Annotated in this window: 18 protein-coding genes; 13 read left to right on the top strand and 5 right to left on the bottom strand. The window is 42.4% G+C overall.

Annotation, left to right across the window (positions count from 1 at the left end):
- Nucleotide 1: 1 nt before the first annotated feature.
- The 7 genes from BUC10_RS09705 (at nucleotide 2) to tsaB (ending at nucleotide 7,636) form a co-directional block, all read left to right on the top strand.
- Nucleotides 2–1,114 (top strand): efflux RND transporter periplasmic adaptor subunit, encoded by a 1,113-nt coding sequence (locus BUC10_RS09705; protein WP_073178976.1) that lies wholly within the window; start codon nucleotides 2–4, stop codon nucleotides 1,112–1,114.
- Nucleotides 1,115–1,211: 97 nt separating this feature from the next.
- Nucleotides 1,212–1,913, top strand: a complete 702-nt coding sequence (locus BUC10_RS09700) for an ABC transporter ATP-binding protein (RefSeq protein WP_073178974.1) — start codon at nucleotides 1,212–1,214, stop codon at nucleotides 1,911–1,913.
- Nucleotides 1,906–3,135, top strand: coding sequence for an ABC transporter permease (locus BUC10_RS09695; protein ID WP_073178972.1), 1,230 nt, complete (start codon nucleotides 1,906–1,908; stop codon nucleotides 3,133–3,135). Before BUC10_RS09700 ends, BUC10_RS09695 begins: the two co-directional genes overlap by 8 nt.
- A gap of 2 nt (nucleotides 3,136–3,137) precedes the next feature.
- The gene (locus BUC10_RS09690) at nucleotides 3,138–4,394 is read left to right on the top strand and encodes an ABC transporter permease (protein ID WP_073178970.1); all 1,257 of its coding nucleotides are present in this window, start codon (nucleotides 3,138–3,140) and stop codon (nucleotides 4,392–4,394) included.
- 41 nt (nucleotides 4,395–4,435) lie between these two features.
- Complete coding sequence (locus BUC10_RS09685; protein WP_073178968.1) at nucleotides 4,436–5,548, top strand: efflux RND transporter periplasmic adaptor subunit; 1,113 nt, start codon at nucleotides 4,436–4,438, stop codon at nucleotides 5,546–5,548.
- Between the two features lie 40 nt (nucleotides 5,549–5,588).
- The gene (locus BUC10_RS09680; RefSeq protein WP_073180053.1) at nucleotides 5,589–6,938 is read left to right on the top strand and encodes a TolC family protein; all 1,350 of its coding nucleotides are present in this window, start codon (nucleotides 5,589–5,591) and stop codon (nucleotides 6,936–6,938) included.
- A 20-nt stretch (nucleotides 6,939–6,958) separates the two neighbouring features.
- Nucleotides 6,959–7,636 (top strand): tRNA (adenosine(37)-N6)-threonylcarbamoyltransferase complex dimerization subunit type 1 TsaB, encoded by a 678-nt coding sequence (tsaB, locus tag BUC10_RS09675; RefSeq protein WP_073178966.1) that lies wholly within the window; start codon nucleotides 6,959–6,961, stop codon nucleotides 7,634–7,636.
- On the opposite strand, the gene BUC10_RS09670 is transcribed toward tsaB, so the two are convergent.
- The 4 genes from BUC10_RS09670 to BUC10_RS09655 form a co-directional block, all read right to left on the bottom strand.
- Nucleotides 7,633–8,460, bottom strand: coding sequence for a mechanosensitive ion channel family protein (locus BUC10_RS09670; protein ID WP_073178963.1), 828 nt, complete (start codon nucleotides 8,458–8,460; stop codon nucleotides 7,633–7,635). The two genes, tsaB and BUC10_RS09670, sit on opposite strands and share 4 nt — an antisense overlap.
- 47 nt (nucleotides 8,461–8,507) lie before the next feature.
- On the bottom strand, nucleotides 8,508–10,544 hold the full coding sequence (locus BUC10_RS09665) for a thioredoxin domain-containing protein (protein WP_313785884.1): 2,037 nt from the start codon (nucleotides 10,542–10,544) through the stop codon (nucleotides 8,508–8,510).
- Between the two features lie 132 nt (nucleotides 10,545–10,676).
- The gene (locus BUC10_RS09660) at nucleotides 10,677–10,877 is read right to left on the bottom strand and encodes a dodecin family protein (RefSeq protein WP_073178959.1); all 201 of its coding nucleotides are present in this window, start codon (nucleotides 10,875–10,877) and stop codon (nucleotides 10,677–10,679) included.
- Between the two features lie 71 nt (nucleotides 10,878–10,948).
- Nucleotides 10,949–11,845, bottom strand: a complete 897-nt coding sequence (locus tag BUC10_RS09655) for a NifU family protein (protein ID WP_073178956.1) — start codon at nucleotides 11,843–11,845, stop codon at nucleotides 10,949–10,951.
- Between the two features lie 126 nt (nucleotides 11,846–11,971).
- On the opposite strand from BUC10_RS09655, the gene BUC10_RS09650 reads away from it, so the two are divergent.
- Nucleotides 11,972–12,967 (top strand): PorP/SprF family type IX secretion system membrane protein, encoded by a 996-nt coding sequence (locus tag BUC10_RS09650; RefSeq protein WP_073178954.1) that lies wholly within the window; start codon nucleotides 11,972–11,974, stop codon nucleotides 12,965–12,967.
- Nucleotides 12,968–13,023: 56 nt separating this feature from the next.
- On the opposite strand, the gene BUC10_RS09645 is transcribed toward BUC10_RS09650, so the two are convergent.
- Complete coding sequence (locus BUC10_RS09645; protein WP_073178952.1) at nucleotides 13,024–14,193, bottom strand: VWA domain-containing protein; 1,170 nt, start codon at nucleotides 14,191–14,193, stop codon at nucleotides 13,024–13,026.
- A 208-nt stretch (nucleotides 14,194–14,401) separates the two neighbouring features.
- Between BUC10_RS09645 and BUC10_RS09640 the strand changes: the two genes are divergently transcribed.
- From BUC10_RS09640 to BUC10_RS09620, 5 genes are all read left to right on the top strand, one after another.
- Nucleotides 14,402–16,615: a histidine kinase gene (locus BUC10_RS09640; protein WP_073178950.1), complete on the top strand. Its 2,214-nt coding sequence runs from the start codon at nucleotides 14,402–14,404 to the stop codon at nucleotides 16,613–16,615.
- On the top strand, nucleotides 16,615–17,346 hold the full coding sequence (locus BUC10_RS09635) for a LytR/AlgR family response regulator transcription factor (protein WP_073178947.1): 732 nt from the start codon (nucleotides 16,615–16,617) through the stop codon (nucleotides 17,344–17,346). Before BUC10_RS09640 ends, BUC10_RS09635 begins: the two co-directional genes overlap by 1 nt.
- Nucleotides 17,347–17,356: 10 nt before the next feature.
- Nucleotides 17,357–17,872: a gamma carbonic anhydrase family protein gene (locus BUC10_RS09630; RefSeq protein WP_073178945.1), complete on the top strand. Its 516-nt coding sequence runs from the start codon at nucleotides 17,357–17,359 to the stop codon at nucleotides 17,870–17,872.
- Between the two features lie 107 nt (nucleotides 17,873–17,979).
- The gene (gene fabD / locus BUC10_RS09625; RefSeq protein ID WP_073178943.1) at nucleotides 17,980–18,861 is read left to right on the top strand and encodes an ACP S-malonyltransferase; all 882 of its coding nucleotides are present in this window, start codon (nucleotides 17,980–17,982) and stop codon (nucleotides 18,859–18,861) included.
- A gap of 158 nt (nucleotides 18,862–19,019) precedes the next feature.
- Nucleotides 19,020–19,590 (top strand): hypothetical protein (locus tag BUC10_RS09620; RefSeq protein WP_222843721.1); only part of this gene is annotated, 571 nt, incomplete at its 3' end.

Raw genomic sequence — 19,590 nt, 5'->3', positions numbered from 1 at the left:
AATGAAAAAGTCAGTAACCATTATCATTCTTTTGCTCATCGTCATTGTGTTCGGGGGCTCCATGTACTATCTGTACCAAAAGAATTCTGAAGACCCAGTGGTATACGAGACGGAAAAACCGTCCAAACAGAACATTATCAAAAAGGCTGTGGCCACGGGCAGTATACTTCCCCTGGAGGAGGTGTTGATCAAACCCAACATTTCAGGAGTAATTGAAGAGATTTATGTAGAAGGAGGGGATTATGTGAAGTCGGGCGATTTATTGGCCAAGATCAAGGTAGTGCCCAATCTAAATGCTCTTAATGATGCCAGAAACTCGATTGATGAGGCCAAAATCAATTTGGACGACCAAAAACGGAACTATGAGAGACAACTTTCACTTTTTAATAAGGGGGTTATTTCCAAAGCGGATCTAGAACGTGCGCAAGTGGCCTATGATCAGGCCAAACAGTCCTATGGAGCGGCCAACAAACGGTACGATATTGTAAATACGGGTACTACGAGCGGGTTTAGAAATGCAGCAAACACCCTTATAAAATCCACGGTCAGCGGAATGGTGCTGGAAGTACCTGTGGAAGTAGGGAACCAGGTTATTGAAAGCAACAATTTCAATGAGGGGACTACAATTGCCGCCGTGGCCGATGTGGAAAAAATGATTTTTGAAGGGATGGTGGATGAGTCCGAAGTGGGTAAAATCAAGGAAGACCTTCCATTGGAAATTACTGTTGGGGCCATCGAGGACCAAATTTTTGATGCGGTTTTGGATTATATCGCACCAAAGGGAAAAGAAGAGAATGGAGCTATACAATTCGAGATAAAAGGCACTTTGAAAAAACAGGATTCTATATTTATTCGAGCTGGGCTTAGTGCCAATGCGTCCATTATCTTGGCACGTGCAGACAGTGTTTTGGCCCTGAAAGAGGCCTTGGTGCAATTTGATGGGGAGACCAAAGAACCCTATGTGGAGATAGAAACCTCAGAGCAGCAATTTGAACGCAAGGATGTGGAACTGGGCATCAGTGATGGCATCTTTGTTGAGGTGAAATCTGGACTTTCGGCAGAGGATAACGTCAAAATCTGGAATGCGGTCGAGGACGAAGAAGAAGCCAACTAATCATTTAACAAAAAATTTCAAATAATCTTGTAACATTTTAACAACTTGTAAGTCATATTACAGGAGTTTAAATGCCGGATAGCTAATATCACCAATCATGATAGAAATCAAAGACCTTCACAAATCCTATAAGATGGGAAGCAATTCTCTCCATGTGCTCAAGGGCATCAATTTTAAGGCAGAAGCTGGGGAGTTGGTGGCCATAATGGGGTCTTCAGGTTCTGGAAAATCCACCTTGCTCAATATTTTGGGAATGTTGGATGTTGCAGACTCCGGTGCCTACACTTTGGACGGGGTGCCAATCAAGGATCTAAGCGAGACCAAAGCCGCGCAATACAGAAATAAATTTCTTGGATTTGTTTTCCAATCTTTTAACCTGATCAATTACAAATCAGCTTTAGAAAATGTTGCACTTCCGCTCTATTATCAAAAAGTTGGTAGGAAAGAAAGACAAGAAAAAGCTTTGAGTTACCTAGATAAGGTAGGTCTAAAAGAGTGGGCCACACACTTGCCAAGCGAGCTTTCCGGTGGTCAAAAACAGAGGGTGGCAATTGCTAGGGCTATGGCTGCGGAACCGAAGGTTCTTCTTGCGGATGAGCCAACCGGAGCCTTGGACAGTACTACTTCCTATGAGGTCATGGATTTGATCCAAAAAATCAACGATGAAGGGAATACCATTTTGGTGGTGACCCACGAAGAAGACATAGCACATATGTGCAAGCGCATTGTACACCTTAAGGATGGTGTTATCGTAGAAGATAAAAAAATAGAGCAGGTAAGGGCAGAACAATATGTTTGATCGGGATATTTGGCAAGAGATTTTTCACACCCTCAGAAACAACAAGTTACGTACGTTCCTGACCGGTTTCTCCGTGGGCTGGGCCATCTTCATTTTAGTGATGCTCTTGGCTTCGGTAAACGGCATGCAAAATGGATTCACTGGGCAGTTCAACGATGATGCCACCAATTCCATTTTTATTCGCCCTGGCACAACGGCAAAAGCCTATGCCGGTTTTGAAGCGGGTAGAAGAATCCAGCTTAAAAATGACGATTTTGATTACATTAAAAACAGCTTCCCTAAAGATGTTGAATATATAAGTGCAAGGTACTTTTCGGGCACTACCGCCAGATATAAAAGTGAGACAGGAAGTTATTCCGTGCAGGCAGTACATCCAGATCATCAAATTATTGAAAAGACGTTGATCACAGAAGGTCGATTCTTTAACACATCGGATGTTATAAACAAGGCAAAGGTTGCGGTCCTGGGAAGAAAAGTAGCGGAGGATCTCTTCAAAAAAGAGGACCCGCTTGGCAAATTTGTGGAGTTTAACGGTTTGCCGTTTCGGGTTATCGGAATTTTTACAGATGAAGGAGATGATAATGCCGAGCGAATAATTTATGCGCCTATAACAACCTACCAAAGAATCTACGGGAATACCAATGACATCAATCAGGTAGTACTCACCTATAATCCAACTTATGACCTAACCAAGGCATTAGAATTTTCGGGCAAGTTGGAGGATTTAATGAAACGAAGACATAAGATTTCCCCGGAAGATCAGGCGGGACTTTATGTTTGGAATTATGCGGAGGCCTTTGACGATATTAGTAAGTTTTCCTCAGTGTTGAATGCAATAAGTATAGGTGTTGGATTCCTGATTTTGATCGCCGGTATTGTAGGGATAGGGAATATCATGGTATTTACTATTAAGGAACGAACCAAGGAAATCGGGGTGCGTAAAGCACTTGGCGCCCAACCCAAACAGATTATCAACTTGGTGTTGTTGGAGTCAGTTTTTATTACAGCGCTTTCAGGTTTTATTGGTTTGGTGTTCGCTTGGATCATTTTGTCCCTAATTGGGCCTACGATCAACACGCCTGCGTTCACAAATCCTTCGGTAAGTTTATCTACCGTGGTTACGGCAACCATTATTTTAATAGTGGCCGGAGTGTTGGCAGGACTTATCCCAGCGGTCAAGGCTGCAAATGTTAAACCTATTGTGGCATTAAGCGATAAATAATTATGTGGTTATTCGATAGAGATTTATGGATAGAGATTTTCCACACCCTTGGAAAGAACATGTTCCGCACATTTCTGACCATGCTGGGGGTTATTTTCGCCATGATTATACTCATTTTGCTTTTGGGCTCCGCCAATGGTATGAGTAATGGTTTTGATAAAGTTTTTGCAGGTACCGCTTCCAACAGCCTATTTGTATGGGGGCAGTCTACCTCGGAGCCTTACAAAGGTTTTGAACGAGGGCGAAGAATCCGCTATAAAATTGAAGATGCTGAAATATTGAAGCGTGAAATCCCTGAAATTCAGGTACTGGCGCCAAGAATAGAATTAGGGAGCCATAGGAGCGTAGTGACTGTGTACCGAAATGGGCAAACAAGTGGTTCTTCTGTTTACGGGGATTATCCGGAAATCGACAATATCACCAAAAAACGATTGGTGGAAGGCCGATTTTTGAACAATACCGATATCGAGGAGTCCAAAAAAGTGTGCGTAATTGGGGAAGAAACCTACAAACTTTTATTCGATAAAGGAGAGAATGCCATTGGCGAAGATATTCGAATCAATGGGGTGTTCTTTTCCGTCGTGGGTATCTATAAACCTAACAAGAACATCAATATTGATGGTGAGAATGCGGTGTTTATTCCGTTTACCACCTTCCAAAAGGCATTTAATTCGGGAGACAGGATGGGATGGATGGCCATTGCTGTAGAGCCAAATACCAAAGTTGCTATAGTGGAGAATCAGATAAAGAAGATTTTGAAAAGCAAGTATGATATTCATCCAGATGATGAAAGGGCCATCGGAAGTTTCGACATGTCCGAAATCTTTAACAATATCTCTTCTTTTACCAATGTCCTAAAGGGGTTTTCATTCTTTGTGGGGATTTTTACGCTCTTAGCGGGGGTTATCGCCATAAGTAACATCCTTTTGATTACGGTTAAGGAGCGAACCAAGGAGATTGGAGTTCGTAGGGCACTTGGAGCTACCCCTCGGGTGGTAAAACGTCAAATTGTGGTGGAAGCCATTGTACTTACAGCCTTTGCGGGATTGATAGGGTTTGCAATTTCGGTGGGAATATTGGCCGTATTGGATTCGCTATGGGGCAGCGGGGAGGATTTCCCTTTTGTAAAACCTATGGTGAGCATACCCCAATTTCTGGTCTCGTTCCTGCTCATGGTAAGTCTTAGCCTTTTAATTGGGTTGATTCCGGCAAACAAAGCCATTAGGGTACGGCCGATAGAGGCACTCCGAGAAGAATAAAAAGCTTGAAAATAAAATAAATAACGATCAAATAAAGAGTAATGAATAAGTACGTAAAATATGGGTTGATAGGAATTGCATGTATCGGTATTTTAGCTGCAATTGTGTATTTCCTGAAACAGAACAGTACGCCAACCCAGATCTACGAGACAGAGGAATTGGAACGTAAAGATATCGTGAACAAGGTTATCGTAACTGGAAAGGTTATCCCAGAAGATGAGATCAATATTAAGCCTCAGATTTCTGGTATTATCGACAAGATATATTTGGACGAAGGTGTTGATGTAAAGGCCGGAGATCTGATCGCGGTAATCAAGGTGGTGCCCAATGAACAATCTTTGAATCAAGCTGCCGGTAGAGTAAGAAATGCGGAATTGGCACTCAATAATGCCAAGATTGAGTTCGATAGAAACAAGGCGCTCTTTGATAAAGGTGTGATTTCAAGCCAGGATTTTAACAACCAAAAGTTGACCTATGACCAAGCCGTCCAAGAGCTGACAAACTCAAGGGCCGACTATCAAATCATCAGAAGAGGTTCAGCAGGTGGTTCGTCCACTGCCAATACCAATATCAGGGCTACAGTTTCCGGTACTATCTTGGAGATTCCTGTTGAGGAAGGTGATCAGGTCATCCAAAGTAACAACTTTAACGATGGCACCACGATCGCAACCATTGCGGATATGAACAAAATGATTTTTGAGGGCGAAGTGGATGAGGCAGAGGTAGGAAAACTACATGTTGGAATGCCATTGGAAATCAGTCTGGGTGCCTTGGAGAAAAACAAGTTTAACGCAGAGCTGAAGTTTATCGCCCCAAAAGGTGTTGAGGAAGAGGGTGCGGTACAATTTAAGATAGAAGGCGACTTGGCAGTTAATGATAGCACCTATGTACGAGCTGGTTACAGCGCAAATGCCTCTATTGTTCTGGAAGAAAAGAAAGATGTACTTGCCATAAAAGAGGCCCTATTACAATTTGATAAGGATACGGAGCAACCTTATGTAGAAGTGGAAACTGGGGAAAACGAGTTTGAACGCAAAGATTTGGAACTAGGTGTAAGTGACGGAATTGATGTGGAAGTGGTTTCCGGATTGGATGAAGGCGCCAAGGTCAAGGTTTGGAACAAATTGGAGAAGAAAACAGATGAGGACTCTTAAGACCGACCAATCAATAATCAATCAAAAAATCAAAAAACGAATGAAACTTAAGATCTTTTTACTCATGGCACTATGTGCCGTGTTCGCGACCAATGCCCAAATGAGAAAATGGACCTTGGAAGAATGTGTTGCCTATGCGGTTGAAAACAACTTGTCCATTGAACAGTTTGAGCTGGATTTGGAAAATGCTAAAATTGACAAGTCGGATGCTTTGGGAAATATGCTTCCCAATTTAAATGGATCTAGTACCGTGTCCAGCAACACCGGTTTTTCCATTAATCCTACAAACAACTTGCCCACCAACAGTACAGCATTTAACGTTAATGGTTCCATAAGTTCTAACGTGACCCTTTTTAACGGGTTGCGGAACATACGGCAAATGAATCGGGCAAAACTGAATGCCATCGCCAGTCAATATAGGTTGGACGACCTTAAAGATGATATCCGCCTAAATGTGGCCAACGCCTATCTTCAGGTGATTTCAAACAAGGAACAACTGAAAACCTTTAGGGCTCAATTGGCAGTTACAGAGCAAGACCTGAATAGAACCAAGGAATTGGTAGAATCAGGGGTTGTGCCACGAGGGGATTTATTGGAAATTGAAGCTACAGCGGCTAACCAGGAACAGCAGGTGGTCAATGGTGAAAGTTTGGTTTTGATCTCTAGAATCAACCTGGCACAGTTACTTCAGATAACTGACTATGAGAATTTTGATATTGCCGATGAGGAATTTGAGATTCCACCTTCGGACATTTTGAATAACTCGGCCAAGGTGATTTTTGACAAAGCTTTAAGCTTTAGAAACGACATTAAGTTCTCGGAATCCAATGTAAAACTGGCTGAAGATGATTTAAAAATAGCCAAGGGTTCATACTACCCAACGCTTTCGGCCTTCCTTCAATACGGAACAAGGTACTCGGATGTAACCCAGATTCCTGATGCCAATGGGGTTCCGTTTACCCCAAACTTTACGGACCAGTTATGGATTTTTGATGGTATTTCCTACGGAGCACAAGTGAATGTACCCATTTTTAATGGGTGGAGTACACGCAATAATGTAAAGCGATCTCAGATTAATCTGGAAAAAGCGAGACTGCAGTTTGAACAGGATAAATTGGATTTGGAAACCAACATCCAGCAGGCCTATGTAGATGTAACTACCTTTTTCAAGGCCTATGAGGCGGCTGAAAAAACGTTGGAAGCTAGACGTTTGGCTTATGATTATGCCAAGGAACGTTTTAATGTGGGCTTGATGAACGCCTTTGATTTCAGTCAAGCACAATCGCGGGTTGATAACGCAGAGGCGGATGCCATCCGAACAAAGTACGACTACATCTTCCGATTGAAGATTTTGGAGTTCTACTTTGGTATTCCCATATCTTTAAACTAGTAGTTATCTTTGTGGCCGCTATGGCCAGAATACTCAATTTAGAAACTGCCACTACCAATTGTTCGGTAAGTGTATCCAATGGAGGTGAAATTGTTGTTCTTAAGGAGAACAATGCAGCCAGTTATTCGCATTCGGAACAGCTACACATCTTTATAAGGGAAGTCTTGGAAGAGGCTTCCTTATCTTTTTCAGAAATAGATGCTATTGCGGTTAGTAAAGGGCCAGGGTCCTATACCGGATTGCGAATTGGGGTTTCTGCGGCAAAAGGCCTTTGTTTTGCCTTGGATTTGCCCCTAATTTCAATCCCTACCCTTGAAAGTATGGCCCAGCAAGTTGAAACAGGCCCTAATGAAATTGTGATTCCGGCTTTGGATGCCAGGCGTATGGAGGTGTACGCCGCGGTTTTTGATGAATCCAGGAAACAAATCAGGGAAACAAAGGCAGAAATCGTAGACGGAAATTCTTTTTCAGAGTTTGTGCAATTTGATAAAATTCATGTCGTGGGCAGTGGTGCAGAAAAATGCAAGGATGTCATTTCGCATAACAATTTTCAGTTTCATACTTCAGTAATACCCTCGGCCAATGAAATGGCCCGGTTGGCATTTGCAAAGTTTCAAAAAAGTGAGTTTGAAGATGTCGCCTATTTTGAGCCCTACTATTTAAAGGATTTTGTGCTTCAAGGCAAAAAGAAAGCCTAATCGCTGTCTATCCCATGGATTACCCGCTGCGGGAATGGAATTTCGATACCGGCCTCATCAAAGCGAAGTTTGGTTTCTTCGATAACATAAAAATGAGCTGGCCAAAACAGTTCGTTTTTTGCCCAAAATCGTAGCGTAAGATTTACTGAGCTATCCCCCAATTCCCCAACATAAACTTCAGGTATGGGGTCCTTAAGAATATCGGGGTTGTCCGCACAGATTTGAAGTAGAATGTCCTTGGCAGTTTTAATATTCGATCCGTAGCCAATGCCCACGTCAAATTTATCCCTTCTGGTATCCTCCATGTTATAGTTGACAATGCTGCCATTGGATAGTTGACCATTTGGGATTATGGCAACTTGGTTTCCAAACGTATTCAGCTTGGTGCTGAAAATGCTAATTTGCTTTACCGAGCCGTCCAAACCTTGGGCGGAAATCCAATCGCCTACCTTAAAAGGCTTGAAAACCAAAATCAATACGCCGCCTGCAAAATTTGCCAAAGATCCTTGAAGGGCCAAACCGATTGCTAGCCCTGCAGCGCCTACCATAGCAACTAAGGAGGAAGATTTTACACCAAGCTGGGTAACGACCACCACAAACAAGAGTACTTTTAGGGTGATACTGATAAAACTTTGTAGAAAACTCTCTAAAGTTTCGTCATAATCCTTTTTGTCAAAGAATCGACGTACCATCTTGTTGATGAAACGGACAATCCAGAGTCCTACAAAAAAGATAATGATGGCCAGGATCAGGTCGGGCATAAACCCCCAAAACCAATCTATGGCATTTTCCAAGTGCTTTTCAAAATTCCTTAGTTCTTCCATGATTTGACTTAGCAATTTAAAACAGTACGGTTTTATTATATGTAATTCTATTTGGTCATCAATCCCACGGCATCTTCCGCGGTCTGAACAGGGAGCTTGCAGGCACCTTCAATACAAACGTATACGAACGTTTCCCCTTCGGCATATCTGTTGGTCAACAATTCCACCGGTCCGTCTTTTTCTGAACCCACCAAAATACTGTTGGGCAGATAGGAATGGCTGATATCCTTTCCAATCTTTTTGTAGTTTTCACCTACAACAGCGATTTCGTAAAAGTTTTGATTTTCAAACAGAACAAGATTCAACCAGTTGGCAAACCCTTGACCACTCTCCGCAAAATCATCCTGTACATTTTTGAGCATTTGTTTGGCCATAGCGCCATAACCGTCATCAGGATAAAGTTTATGGAACTTCAACAGATTTTTAGCCATAATGGAGTTGGATGACGATATTTCCTTATCAATCGTCTCTATGGAACGTCTAATGAGGGATTTGTCCTTATCTGAGGTATAAAAGAACATCCCAGAATTGATGTCATAAAAGTGAGCTTTGGCATATTCCATCAATCCTTTGGAATGTTTGAGCCACTTTTCATCAAAAGTCACTTCATAAAGGCCAAGATATGCTTCGCTTAAAACGGCATAATCTTCCAAAAATGCGTCAATATCGCTATTGCCATTTTTGTGGTTTCGGAATAGGGAATAGTCGTCTCCAATCATTTCCCGCTCCAGAAATTCTGCATTTTTTAGGGCCATGGTCAAATACTCTTCGTTTCCGAGATAGCGGTAGGCATCAACTAATCCGGAGAGCATAAGTCCGTTCCAAGAAGTCAGGATTTTATCGTCCAGTCTCGGTTTGGAGCGCTTTATCCGTTCTGTTTTAAGTACGCTAAGGGCCTTGTTCATTTTTTCTTTTAGGTCGGGAACGGATAAATTATACTTTTCTGCAATTTCAACGTCGTCTTTATCCCGAATCAATACGTAATTGCCATGTTCCCAAAGACCATAAGAATTGATATTGAAGTAATCCTTGAAAATTTCAAAATCAGCTCCCAAAAGCTGACCAAGTTGTTCCTTGGTCCACACATAATAGGCACCTTCTTCCAGTTCCCCGTTTTTATCCAAACTATCTGCATCCAAGGAAGAATAAAAACCACCTTTATCGTCGGTTAATTCTTCTTGAACAAAGGCAATGGTCTTTTCCACCACTTCTTTGTAGAGTTTGTTCTTGGTAACTGCATATGCTCTGGAATATAGACTGGTAAGTGGGCCATTGTCATAGAGCATTTTCTCAAAATGAGGCACATGCCATTTGGTGTCCACAGCATATCTGGAGAACCCTCCGCCAATATGGTCAAAGATACCTCCGTAGGCCATTCGCTTAAGGGTAACATTGACTTGTTCCATCAATTCTGGTTTGTCGTTGGTCTGGGCATAATGCAGCAGAAAATCCCAGTTGTTGGGCATCATAAATTTGGGCGCCCGTTTGTGTCCACCTAAATAATTATCAAAATGTCTGGCCCAACCGGTTACGGATTGATCTAGTTGTTCCATGTTGAACAGGCCTGAGTCCGATTTGTTTTCAACTAGGTTGATGGCCGTAATTCCGTTGGATAGGTTGGTAGCATAGTCCACTATTCTGGACCTATCGTTTTGGTACAGTTCAATCAATTGGTTTAAAGATTTTATCCAATTGTCTTTAGGAACATAGGTCGCTCCCCAGAAAGGTTTGCCATCGGGCAGAGCGATAATGTTCAAGGGCCACCCGCCGTTCCCGGACATCATTTGGATGGCATCCATATAAATTTGGTCCACATCGGGTCTTTCTTCCCGATCAATTTTGATGTTAATGAAGTTCTCGTTCATCATTTGGGCCACTTCCTCATCCTCAAAACACTCTTTCTCCATGACATGGCACCAATGGCACGCCGCATATCCAATGCTGATAAGTAATGGTTTGTCCTCCTTTTTAGCTCGCTCAAGCACCTCAGGTTTCCATGCTTCCCAGTTTACTGGATTATGGGCGTGCTGCAACAAATAGGGGCTGGTTTCATTAATAAGGGCATTGGTATGTTTATGCGTCACTTTGCTTGTTTTTTGCGTACAGCCTTGTGTTAGGGAAAACAGGACGGCCAAAAGGAAGATTTTTCTGATCATAGTTGCTGTAAGAACATAAAAAAAGCGCCCATTTGGGCGCTTTTTATAGATGCCCTTTGATTATTTTACCTCAAAGGTAATTTTTACGTTGACTCTATAGTCATCTATTTTGCCATCTTTAACAGATGCGCTTTGTTCATTGATATAAACAGAGCGGATGTTTTTAACAGATTTGGATGCCTGATCCAAAGCGTTTTTAGCCGCCTGTTCCCAACTCTCGTCCGAGTTGGCCAATACTTCGATTACTTTTAATACTGCCATAATAGTTAATGATTTTAAATTTATTCAATTTAGGAAAAATTGACCATATCTGGCAGGGTATCCAGCTGAAATCAGCCGTTAATGGCAACTACCTCGTTCACCTTGTCACCCATCATGTTCTTGAGCATGGTTTCAATCCCATTTTTAAGCGTAAAAGTAGAGGAAGGACACCCGCTACATGCTCCCTGAAGCACCACATTTACGGTTTTGCTGTCCTCTTCGTAGGACTGGAACAAGATGTTCCCGCCATCGCTCGCTACTGCAGGTTTTACATACTCCTCCAAAATATCTATGATTTGTTTGGAAGTATCATCATGATGTACTTGGGCCTTTTGTTGTTCGGCCGATTCCTTGTTTTTTTCGATGCTGGCTTCCGATACCACCTCTTTGCCATCGGCCAGAAAATCGCGGATGAACTCCCTTACCTCCATGTTGACCTCATCCCATTCCACCATATCATATTTGGTGACAGATACATAGTTTTCATCCATAAAAACCTCTTTAACAAAGGGAAAATGAAACAATTCTTGGGCAAGTTTGGAATCTTTGGCCTCATCAATATTCTTGAACTCGTATGTCGCGGGCACTATTTTTTTATTGGAAACAAACTTCATTACTCCCGGGTTGGGTGTTACCTCTGCATACACGGTGATGGGCTGTTTTTTTTGGATTTTTTCCTCATGTATCACGGGCTCTCCTTCATTTAAGTAATCCACCAATTGCTGGGCCACTTCGTCTTTAACATCTTCCCACTCCACAATATCGAATCGTTCCATGGCCACAAAGTTTCCGGAAATATATACCGTTTTGATAAAGGGCAGGTAGAACAGCTGTTGTGCGAGGGGCGAATTCTTGGCTTCATCAATGTTCTTGAACTCGTAATTTCCCTTGCTCAAGAAGTGATTGGCCTCAAATTTTAGGATTTTGGGATTGTTGGTAGGTACAACGGTTATGTTGAATTCTTTCATAGCTGAGATTTGGTACAAAAATACCAAAGTAAAGATGAGGGGCAAAATATATAATAATGTGGGCCGGAGGTCGTTATTTAATTGTTTGATTACCTTTAAACCCCAATTTATAGCCCCAAACACTGCATGAGACGCTATCTAACCTCATTCATCTTAACCGTTGTTTTTGGTCTTGCCGGAAAGGCGCAGGAAGGTATACCTGTGTATTTTGATTATTTGGCGGACAATTATTATCTGGTGTATCCATCCATGGCAGGTATTGCCGAGGGAACCAAAATCAGGCTTACAGCCAGAAAACAGTGGTTCAATGTGGACGAAGCACCGAGTTTACAGACCGTGAACCTCAATTCAAGGGTAGGAGAGCGAAGCGGAGTGGGAGCCATTATGTTCAACGATAGAAATGGATATCATTCGCAAACCGGTTTTAAAGCTACGTATGCCCATCATTTACAGTTGGCAGGGGACTTTAGGACGTTGAACCAATTGTCCTTTGGTCTTAGTGCCGGAGTGATTCTTAGTAGTTTGGATGAAACAGAGTTTAGGTCGGTGATTCCCGATCCGGTTATTACTGGAACAAAAAACACCACCAGCTACTTTAATGTTGATTTAGGGGTTTCCTATAATATTTTTGAATTTTATGCCCATGCCGCCGTTTTAAACCTTTTGGGCTCGGGGCGAGATCTTTATAGTTTAGCAGAATTTGATAACCTGAGAAGGTATCTTTTTTCGGTTGGATATGTTTTTGGGAATAAAACAAGGATAGAGCCTTCCATACTTTTTCAATTGACCGAGTTTACCCAAGAGAAGACCTTGGACATCAATGCAAAAGTCTATCGCGATGTAAGTTTCGGAACCGTTTGGGCCGGATTATCATATAGAAGAAGCTTTGATGGAGCGCAATTTTTGACCAACGGTGGAGTTGGGGAACAACGATTGCAACTTTTCACTCCCATTGTTGGGGTCAATGTGAACCGCTTTCTGTTCTCTTATAATTATTCGTACCAGACTGGGGATATCCGTTTTGATAATGGAGGGTTCCATCAGATTACCTTGGGTTACGATTTTGGACAAAGCGATCAAGGCAAGCGTTACGACTGCTATTGCCCTGCAGCCAACAACTAAAAAATGGCCCATCAATTAAGATGGACCATCCTTACTACATACAATCAACCAAAAATCTAATCCCACCTGTAGTTTTTCTTGGCCGCCTGGTTCTTTATAGCGGACAGTAATGCATTTTCCAATTCTCCAGTTTCCTCCTTCTGGTTTTTGGCGATATAAGCCTCACGCTTCGCATTCAATTCTTGAATTTGCTTTTGAATTTTTTCGCGCTCTTTCTTTTTGACGGCAACATAAGCCTTGATTTCTTCTTCCGTTTTTCCCTGTAGTTCCTTCGGAAGGGCTTCTACCTCCAACTCTTCGATTTCAAACTCATCGTCTTCAACAGCGTCTACCAAATCCCATTGGGAGTTTTTATACAATCGTGAACTTTTGCTCACGGATCGTTTTACCGCAACACTTTTGTTCATGCCATAAGCCTTTGAATCCTGCTCGCGTTGGGCCGCCACCTTAGCGGCTCCCAGGCCTCCATAGCTGATATAGGTGCCATTTAATTGGGTGTTCAGTTTAATAATGACATCATCGTAGGGAGTTTCAATATGTACCACTTGACGGTTATGATCAATGGCCATATACTCTCCACCTGTTAACATGGCGCCACTTTTCCAATCGGTATGGATACCCTGCTCGTAATTCCCGCAGAAAATTGTGTTTACAATAACATCCTTTTCCTTGGCGTTGTGGGCCGCATCTTTATAGTTGAGTTTCCCTTGGGTAAAAGGCTCATTTCCTGCAATGAATATCATTTTTAGGTCATCGGCATTTTTACCCCAGTCCAATTGCTTTAGGGAGGTTTGAATCACCTGACCACAATATTCCTCACCTCCATTGGTGGTCAGGGAAAACAGTTTTTCAGAGATTTCATCCAAATCGCTGCTAAACCCTATCACCTGCCTAATATAGCCTTCCCTTGAGGCCAAATCATCATTTCCATATTCGTACAGTGCAATTTGAAGGGATGGCCGGGAAGAAGTACCGCATCTTGCATGGGTAAATTCATTAACAATATCCCATAGTTGGGCTTTGGCCTGATTGATAAGACCGTCCATACTATTGCTGGTATCCAACAAGAGGGCGATTTTCACATATTGTTTGGCTGGCTTTTCAGATACTTTTGTGGTTAAAAAGGCCATATCTTCTTTTTCCTTGACCTTTATGTTGCATCCATAAACGGTACCTGCGGCTATGGTAAAAAGTGTTATACCTAATAGATGTTTTAAATTTTTCATGATTCAATATTTTCTGATTTTAGGCTAAAACTAGCACCAACTTTTTTGGATAAAAACCGAAAATGAGGCAACACGCCCACTCAGTGAGTGAATGGTCCAAATGGTTTTGTAAAGAGGGTAAATAGCCCGGTTTTTTACGCTTATATGGTGCGAAGCCATTTTTTAAAACGCTCTAGATGAAGTAAGTTTACCATTGTATTGCCATAAAATGTTGAATCGAAAATACATATTGATTTTCCTGCTCATCACAAGTCTATTTGGGTTCTCCCAAGAGCGAAGTGGACGCCCATTGCTTGAAATCAACGGAACCGTAAAGGGGAAGGGGAATTTCATGCCCATCTCGGGGGTTTCGGTTTCAACAGATACTGGTTATTATGCAACAACCAATGGATTGGGAGAGTTTTCAATAAGGGCTTCGGTAGGAGATTTGTTGACTTTTGAGAGTCCTGATTTTGAAACAGTCCAACATAGAATTACCTCAGATGAGGATATTGCAGTGCAGGTAGAAGGATACGCTCCATCAAGAAGTTCAAAAAGGGAAAAGAAGGCGAGCATGGGTTCAAGAACAGCCCTTGGGCACCAGCGTTTTTTGGATTCGGCCAACCACTACAAAAAGTCGAATCTGGAAAAAAGTATAGACTTCATAGCCAAATCCATTGCACAACTGGGAAAAAGAGGGAGCAAAACGGAGTTGTCCAACTCATTGACGGCCTTGGGCGAAATTTACCTCTACCATCAACAGTACGATTTGGCAATAACAAGTTTCAAGGATGCCTTGGCCGCAAATAAAATGGTGAAAACAGAATTGTTGCTAGGACAAGCATACATTTTAACCGATGAATTTAATTTGGCCGAGGCCACTTTAAAACCCTTGGAAGAAGTAAAGGGAATGGTGCCCTATCAAAGAACAGAGTTGTATGAGGCGTTGGGCGATGCCAACAAAGGGTTGTCAAAAACAGAATTGGCTCTGGAGTTTTATCAGGAGGGCCTGCGAATAGCCCAGAAAAACCAAATTTCACCAAAGGTGATAGACCTAAACTCGAAAATAGCCGATACCTATGCCGGTGATGATCGTTTTATTGAGGCAGAGGGCTTTTTCAATAATTCGCTAAACCTTTCGAGGGAAGTGGCCCCCGAGCGGTTGATCCAGGAAAATGAGAAGGTGGCAGATTTCTACAATGAGGAAAATCGCTATGATGACGAGATACAGTTGCGCAAACAAAGTTTGGTGGAACTGCAACAGTTGCCGAGCAATACCATAAATAATAATAGCGCATTGGCAGGCCTTCCTGATTCCATAACCTCACAACAAATCAATTATAAGATTGGCAGGGCCTATATAGCCCAAGATAAATTGGATGAGGCCATTCCTTATCTGCAAAAGAGTATTGTGGAGGCAGACAACGAGGATGATTTGGTGGTGCAAAAAGATGCCACCCGAAGACTGTCCGAAGTGTATCGGTACAAAGGTGATTTTACCAAGGCTCTGGAGTCGTATCAAGATTATGTAGCGGTGGTGGATAGCCTCTACGCCAGGAAGGAGCAAGAAATATCAAGGGCGGCGAGATTTAATCGGGAAATTGCCACCAAGCAAAACCGAATTTCAAGTTTGGAGCAGGAGCGGGAGCTTTCACAAAGCAAATATAGCTTGGCGGTAACGGAGCAGCAGTTGTTCGCAGAGACTAGCAAAAGACAAAAGTGGATCATATATTCCTTGGTTTTTGGAATGGCACTAATGGCATTGACCACATTTTTGTACTATCGCAGTAGTAGGCAACAGAAATTGGCCAATAACCTCTTAGCGCTAAAGTCCTTGCGTACCCAAATGAACCCACATTTCATTTTTAATGCGCTGAATTCCGTCAACAATTTCATTGCAAAAAGTGATGAACGTAGTGCGAATCGGTTTTTGAGCGATTTCTCGGTACTGATGCGTAGCGTGTTGGAAAACTCCGAAGAGGATTTTATCCCCCTGGCCAAAGAATTGGAATTGCTGGAACTGTATGTGAAATTGGAACATTCTAGGTTTTCCGACAAATTCGACTTCACCATTGATGTGGATGACAAAATCGACATCGAGGCTTATCAAATACCTCCAATGCTGCTGCAACCCTATATTGAAAATGCCATTTGGCATGGACTTAGATATAAGGAGGAAAAAGGCTTTTTAAAAATAAATGTGCAGGAATTGACCAAGGATTTGCTTGAAATTACTATTGCGGACAATGGTATTGGCCGAAAGAAATCTGCTGCCATCAAGACTGCAAATCAAAAGAAACAGAAATCCAAAGGGATGGGCAACATAAAGAAACGGATTCAAATCTTAAACGATATGTATAAAAACAAAGTGGAAGTATCGGTTTCAGATTTGTTAGAAGACCAAACGGGCACCTTGGTAAACTTGAAATTAAAGAAGAATTAATGGATTTAAAGGCGATACTTGTGGAAGATGAGGCCAATAGCCGGGAAATTCTAAGGAACTACTTGGCGAAGTACTGCCCAGGAGTAAAGCTTTTGGGCGAGGCCTCCAACATAGATGAAGGTCTTGAGCTGATACAAAAGCATAAGCCCGATTTGGTTTTTTTGGACGTGGAAATGCCATTTGGAAATGCCTTTGACCTATTGGATAAAGTCCCTGACCGTTCGTTTGAAACGGTTTTTGTGACAGCCTATAATCAGTATGCCATGGATGCTTTGAACAACCATGCAGCTTACTACCTTATGAAGCCCATTAATATTGATGAGTTGATTAAGGCAGTGGATTATGTGAAGGACATTAAGGAAAAAGAAAATGCGCTGGAAGGTCAGGTTCTCAAGGCTAAACCAATAAAAGCGGAGGGTAAGATTACCATACCACAGCAAGACGGATTTCAAGTGTTAGAGGTTGGGGATATATATTTTTGCAAGGCAGATGATAACTACACGGAAATTTATTTGGAACACAAAAAAATTGTGGTTAGTAAGACCCTCAAATATTTTGAAGATACCTTGAAAGACTATGCATTTTCAAGAATCCATAAATCGTATCTTGTAAATGTGGGTGAGGTCGTAAAGTATAAAAAAGGTAAAGGGGGAAGTGTGGTGTTGTCCAATGGGAAGGAACTCTCTGTTTCAGCATCCAAAAAAGCCGGCTTGTTGTCTTATTTTCAATAAAAATTAACTTATGATAATTAAACCCGTAAGAGGAAAATCTCCAGAGATTGGGGAAGATTGTTTTATAGCCGAGAATGCCACTATTGTAGGCGAAGTTTCCATGGGGAATCAATGCAGTGTTTGGTTCAATGCCGTGGTTCGTGGAGATGTAAACTACATTAAAATGGGCGACAAAGTGAATGTTCAGGACGGGGCGGTAATCCATGGAACCTATAAAAAGGCCGCGACTACCATCGGAAACAACGTTTCCATTGGTCATAACGCCGTTGTGCATGGATGCACCTTAAAAGATAATGTGCTGGTTGGAATGGGAAGTATAATCATGGATAATTGTGTGGTGGAAAGTAATTCAATAATCGCAGCGGGTGCCGTTGTCACCCAAGGTACACATGTAGAGGCAGGTAGTATCTATGCAGGAATGCCCGCCAAGAAAATCAAGGATATTAGTCCCGAACTGAGCTCCGGAGAAATTGACCGAATTGCAGAAGCCTATGTTATCTATTCAGGTTGGTTTAAGGAAGACTAATTTTCAACCTTAAATAATTGACCATTTTTCCGTACGTTTTTTAAAGGATGTCATAAGCCAGCGCAATGCAAATTATCCCTATTTTAGCGGCACTAAAACCGAACTAAATGAACGCATATATTTTTCCCGGCCAAGGCGCCCAATTTGTAGGAATGGGCTTGGATCTGTACGAAAACCATCCATTGGCCCAAGAACTTTTTGAGCAGGCCAATGATATCTTGGGATTCTCCATTACGGATATTATGTTTGAAGGTACAGCTGAAGACTTAAAGCAAACGAAGGTCACACAACCTGCTATTTTCCTGCACTCTGTAGTTTTAAGCAAAGTTTTAGGGGATAATTTCAAACCCGATATGGTTGCAGGTCATTCATTGGGTGAGTTTTCGGCTTTGGTAGCCAATGATACCTTAAATTTTGAGGATGGGCTTAAACTGGTTTCCCAAAGGGCCCAGGCAATGCAGAAAGCCTGCGAATTGAAGCCAAGTACCATGGCAGCCGTTCTAGGTCTTGAAGATCAGGTCGTTGAGGATATTTGTCAAAACACAGATGGGATTGTGGTACCTGCAAACTATAATTGTCCAGGTCAACTGGTAATTTCAGGCGAAATTGATGCGGTAAATGCAGCATGTGAGAAACTAAAAGAAGCTGGAGCAAGAAGGGCACTGTTACTTCCGGTGGGAGGTGCATTCCATTCACCTTTAATGGAACCAGCCCGGGAGGAATTGGCGGCAGCTATCGAAAACACAAGTTTTAATACTCCTATTTGCCCTATTTATCAAAATGTGACTACGACTGCTGTAAATGATTCTGAAGAAATTAAAAATAACCTTATCCTTCAGCTTACCGCTCCGGTGAAATGGACACAAAGTGTACAGCAAATGGTGAAAGATGGGGGGACATCCTTTGTGGAAGTAGGTCCTGGTAAGGTGTTACAGGGATTGGTTAGGAAGATTGAATCTGGTGTGGAAACTGCTTCCGCGGCCTTATAAATTTCTTTTTTAGGAGGTGCAAATGTATTTCACCCAAGAAACTTAGTTTTAATCCACAAAGTTGGTGCTTTCTTTAAATTTTTGGTAATATTGGCTCTTCCCAAATTGCCAACCTATTTTATGGAGTAAAGAACCCAAATGAAATCATTAAATAGGTGATGTTAACCTTCTTAGTAAAATATCTTTTTTCTAAATCCTTCATATTCCATTTACGGAAAGCACATGCCTTTGCATTTCTGCTATTCGGTTTTTCCATTGGTTTTGGGCAGAGCTTCACGATAGTCGAGAGCGGCGGTTCGACGGCGACCTCGGAGACTGTTACCACGGACGACTTCACGGTTGTGCTTGACGTTCAGCCTGCGACCGATGTTGTCCTTGACGTTGTGTCGGACGACACAGGGGAGGGTACCGTTGACGTTGCGACACTGACCTTTACCCCGGCGAACTTCGGCACGCCCCAGGCGGTGACGGTCACCGGTGTGGACGATGCACTTGTGGACGGCACCCAGAACTACGATATAACAATCAGCGTGAATGTGGGTAGCAGTGATGCCGCCTATGCCGGAGTACTCCCGCAGACGGTATCTGTGGACAATGCCGATGACGAAGTTCCGGGCTTCACGATAGTCGAGAGCGGCGGTTCGACGGCGACCTCGGAGAGTGGCACCACGGACGACTTCACGGTTGTGCTTGACAGCCAGCCTTTGACGAACGTTGTGCTTACGGTGA

It is taken from the genome of Flagellimonas flava (assembly GCF_900129665.1).
GTDB lineage: Bacteria > Bacteroidota > Bacteroidia > Flavobacteriales > Flavobacteriaceae > Flagellimonas > Flagellimonas flava.
This window is presented reverse-complemented; position numbering and strand designations above follow the sequence as displayed.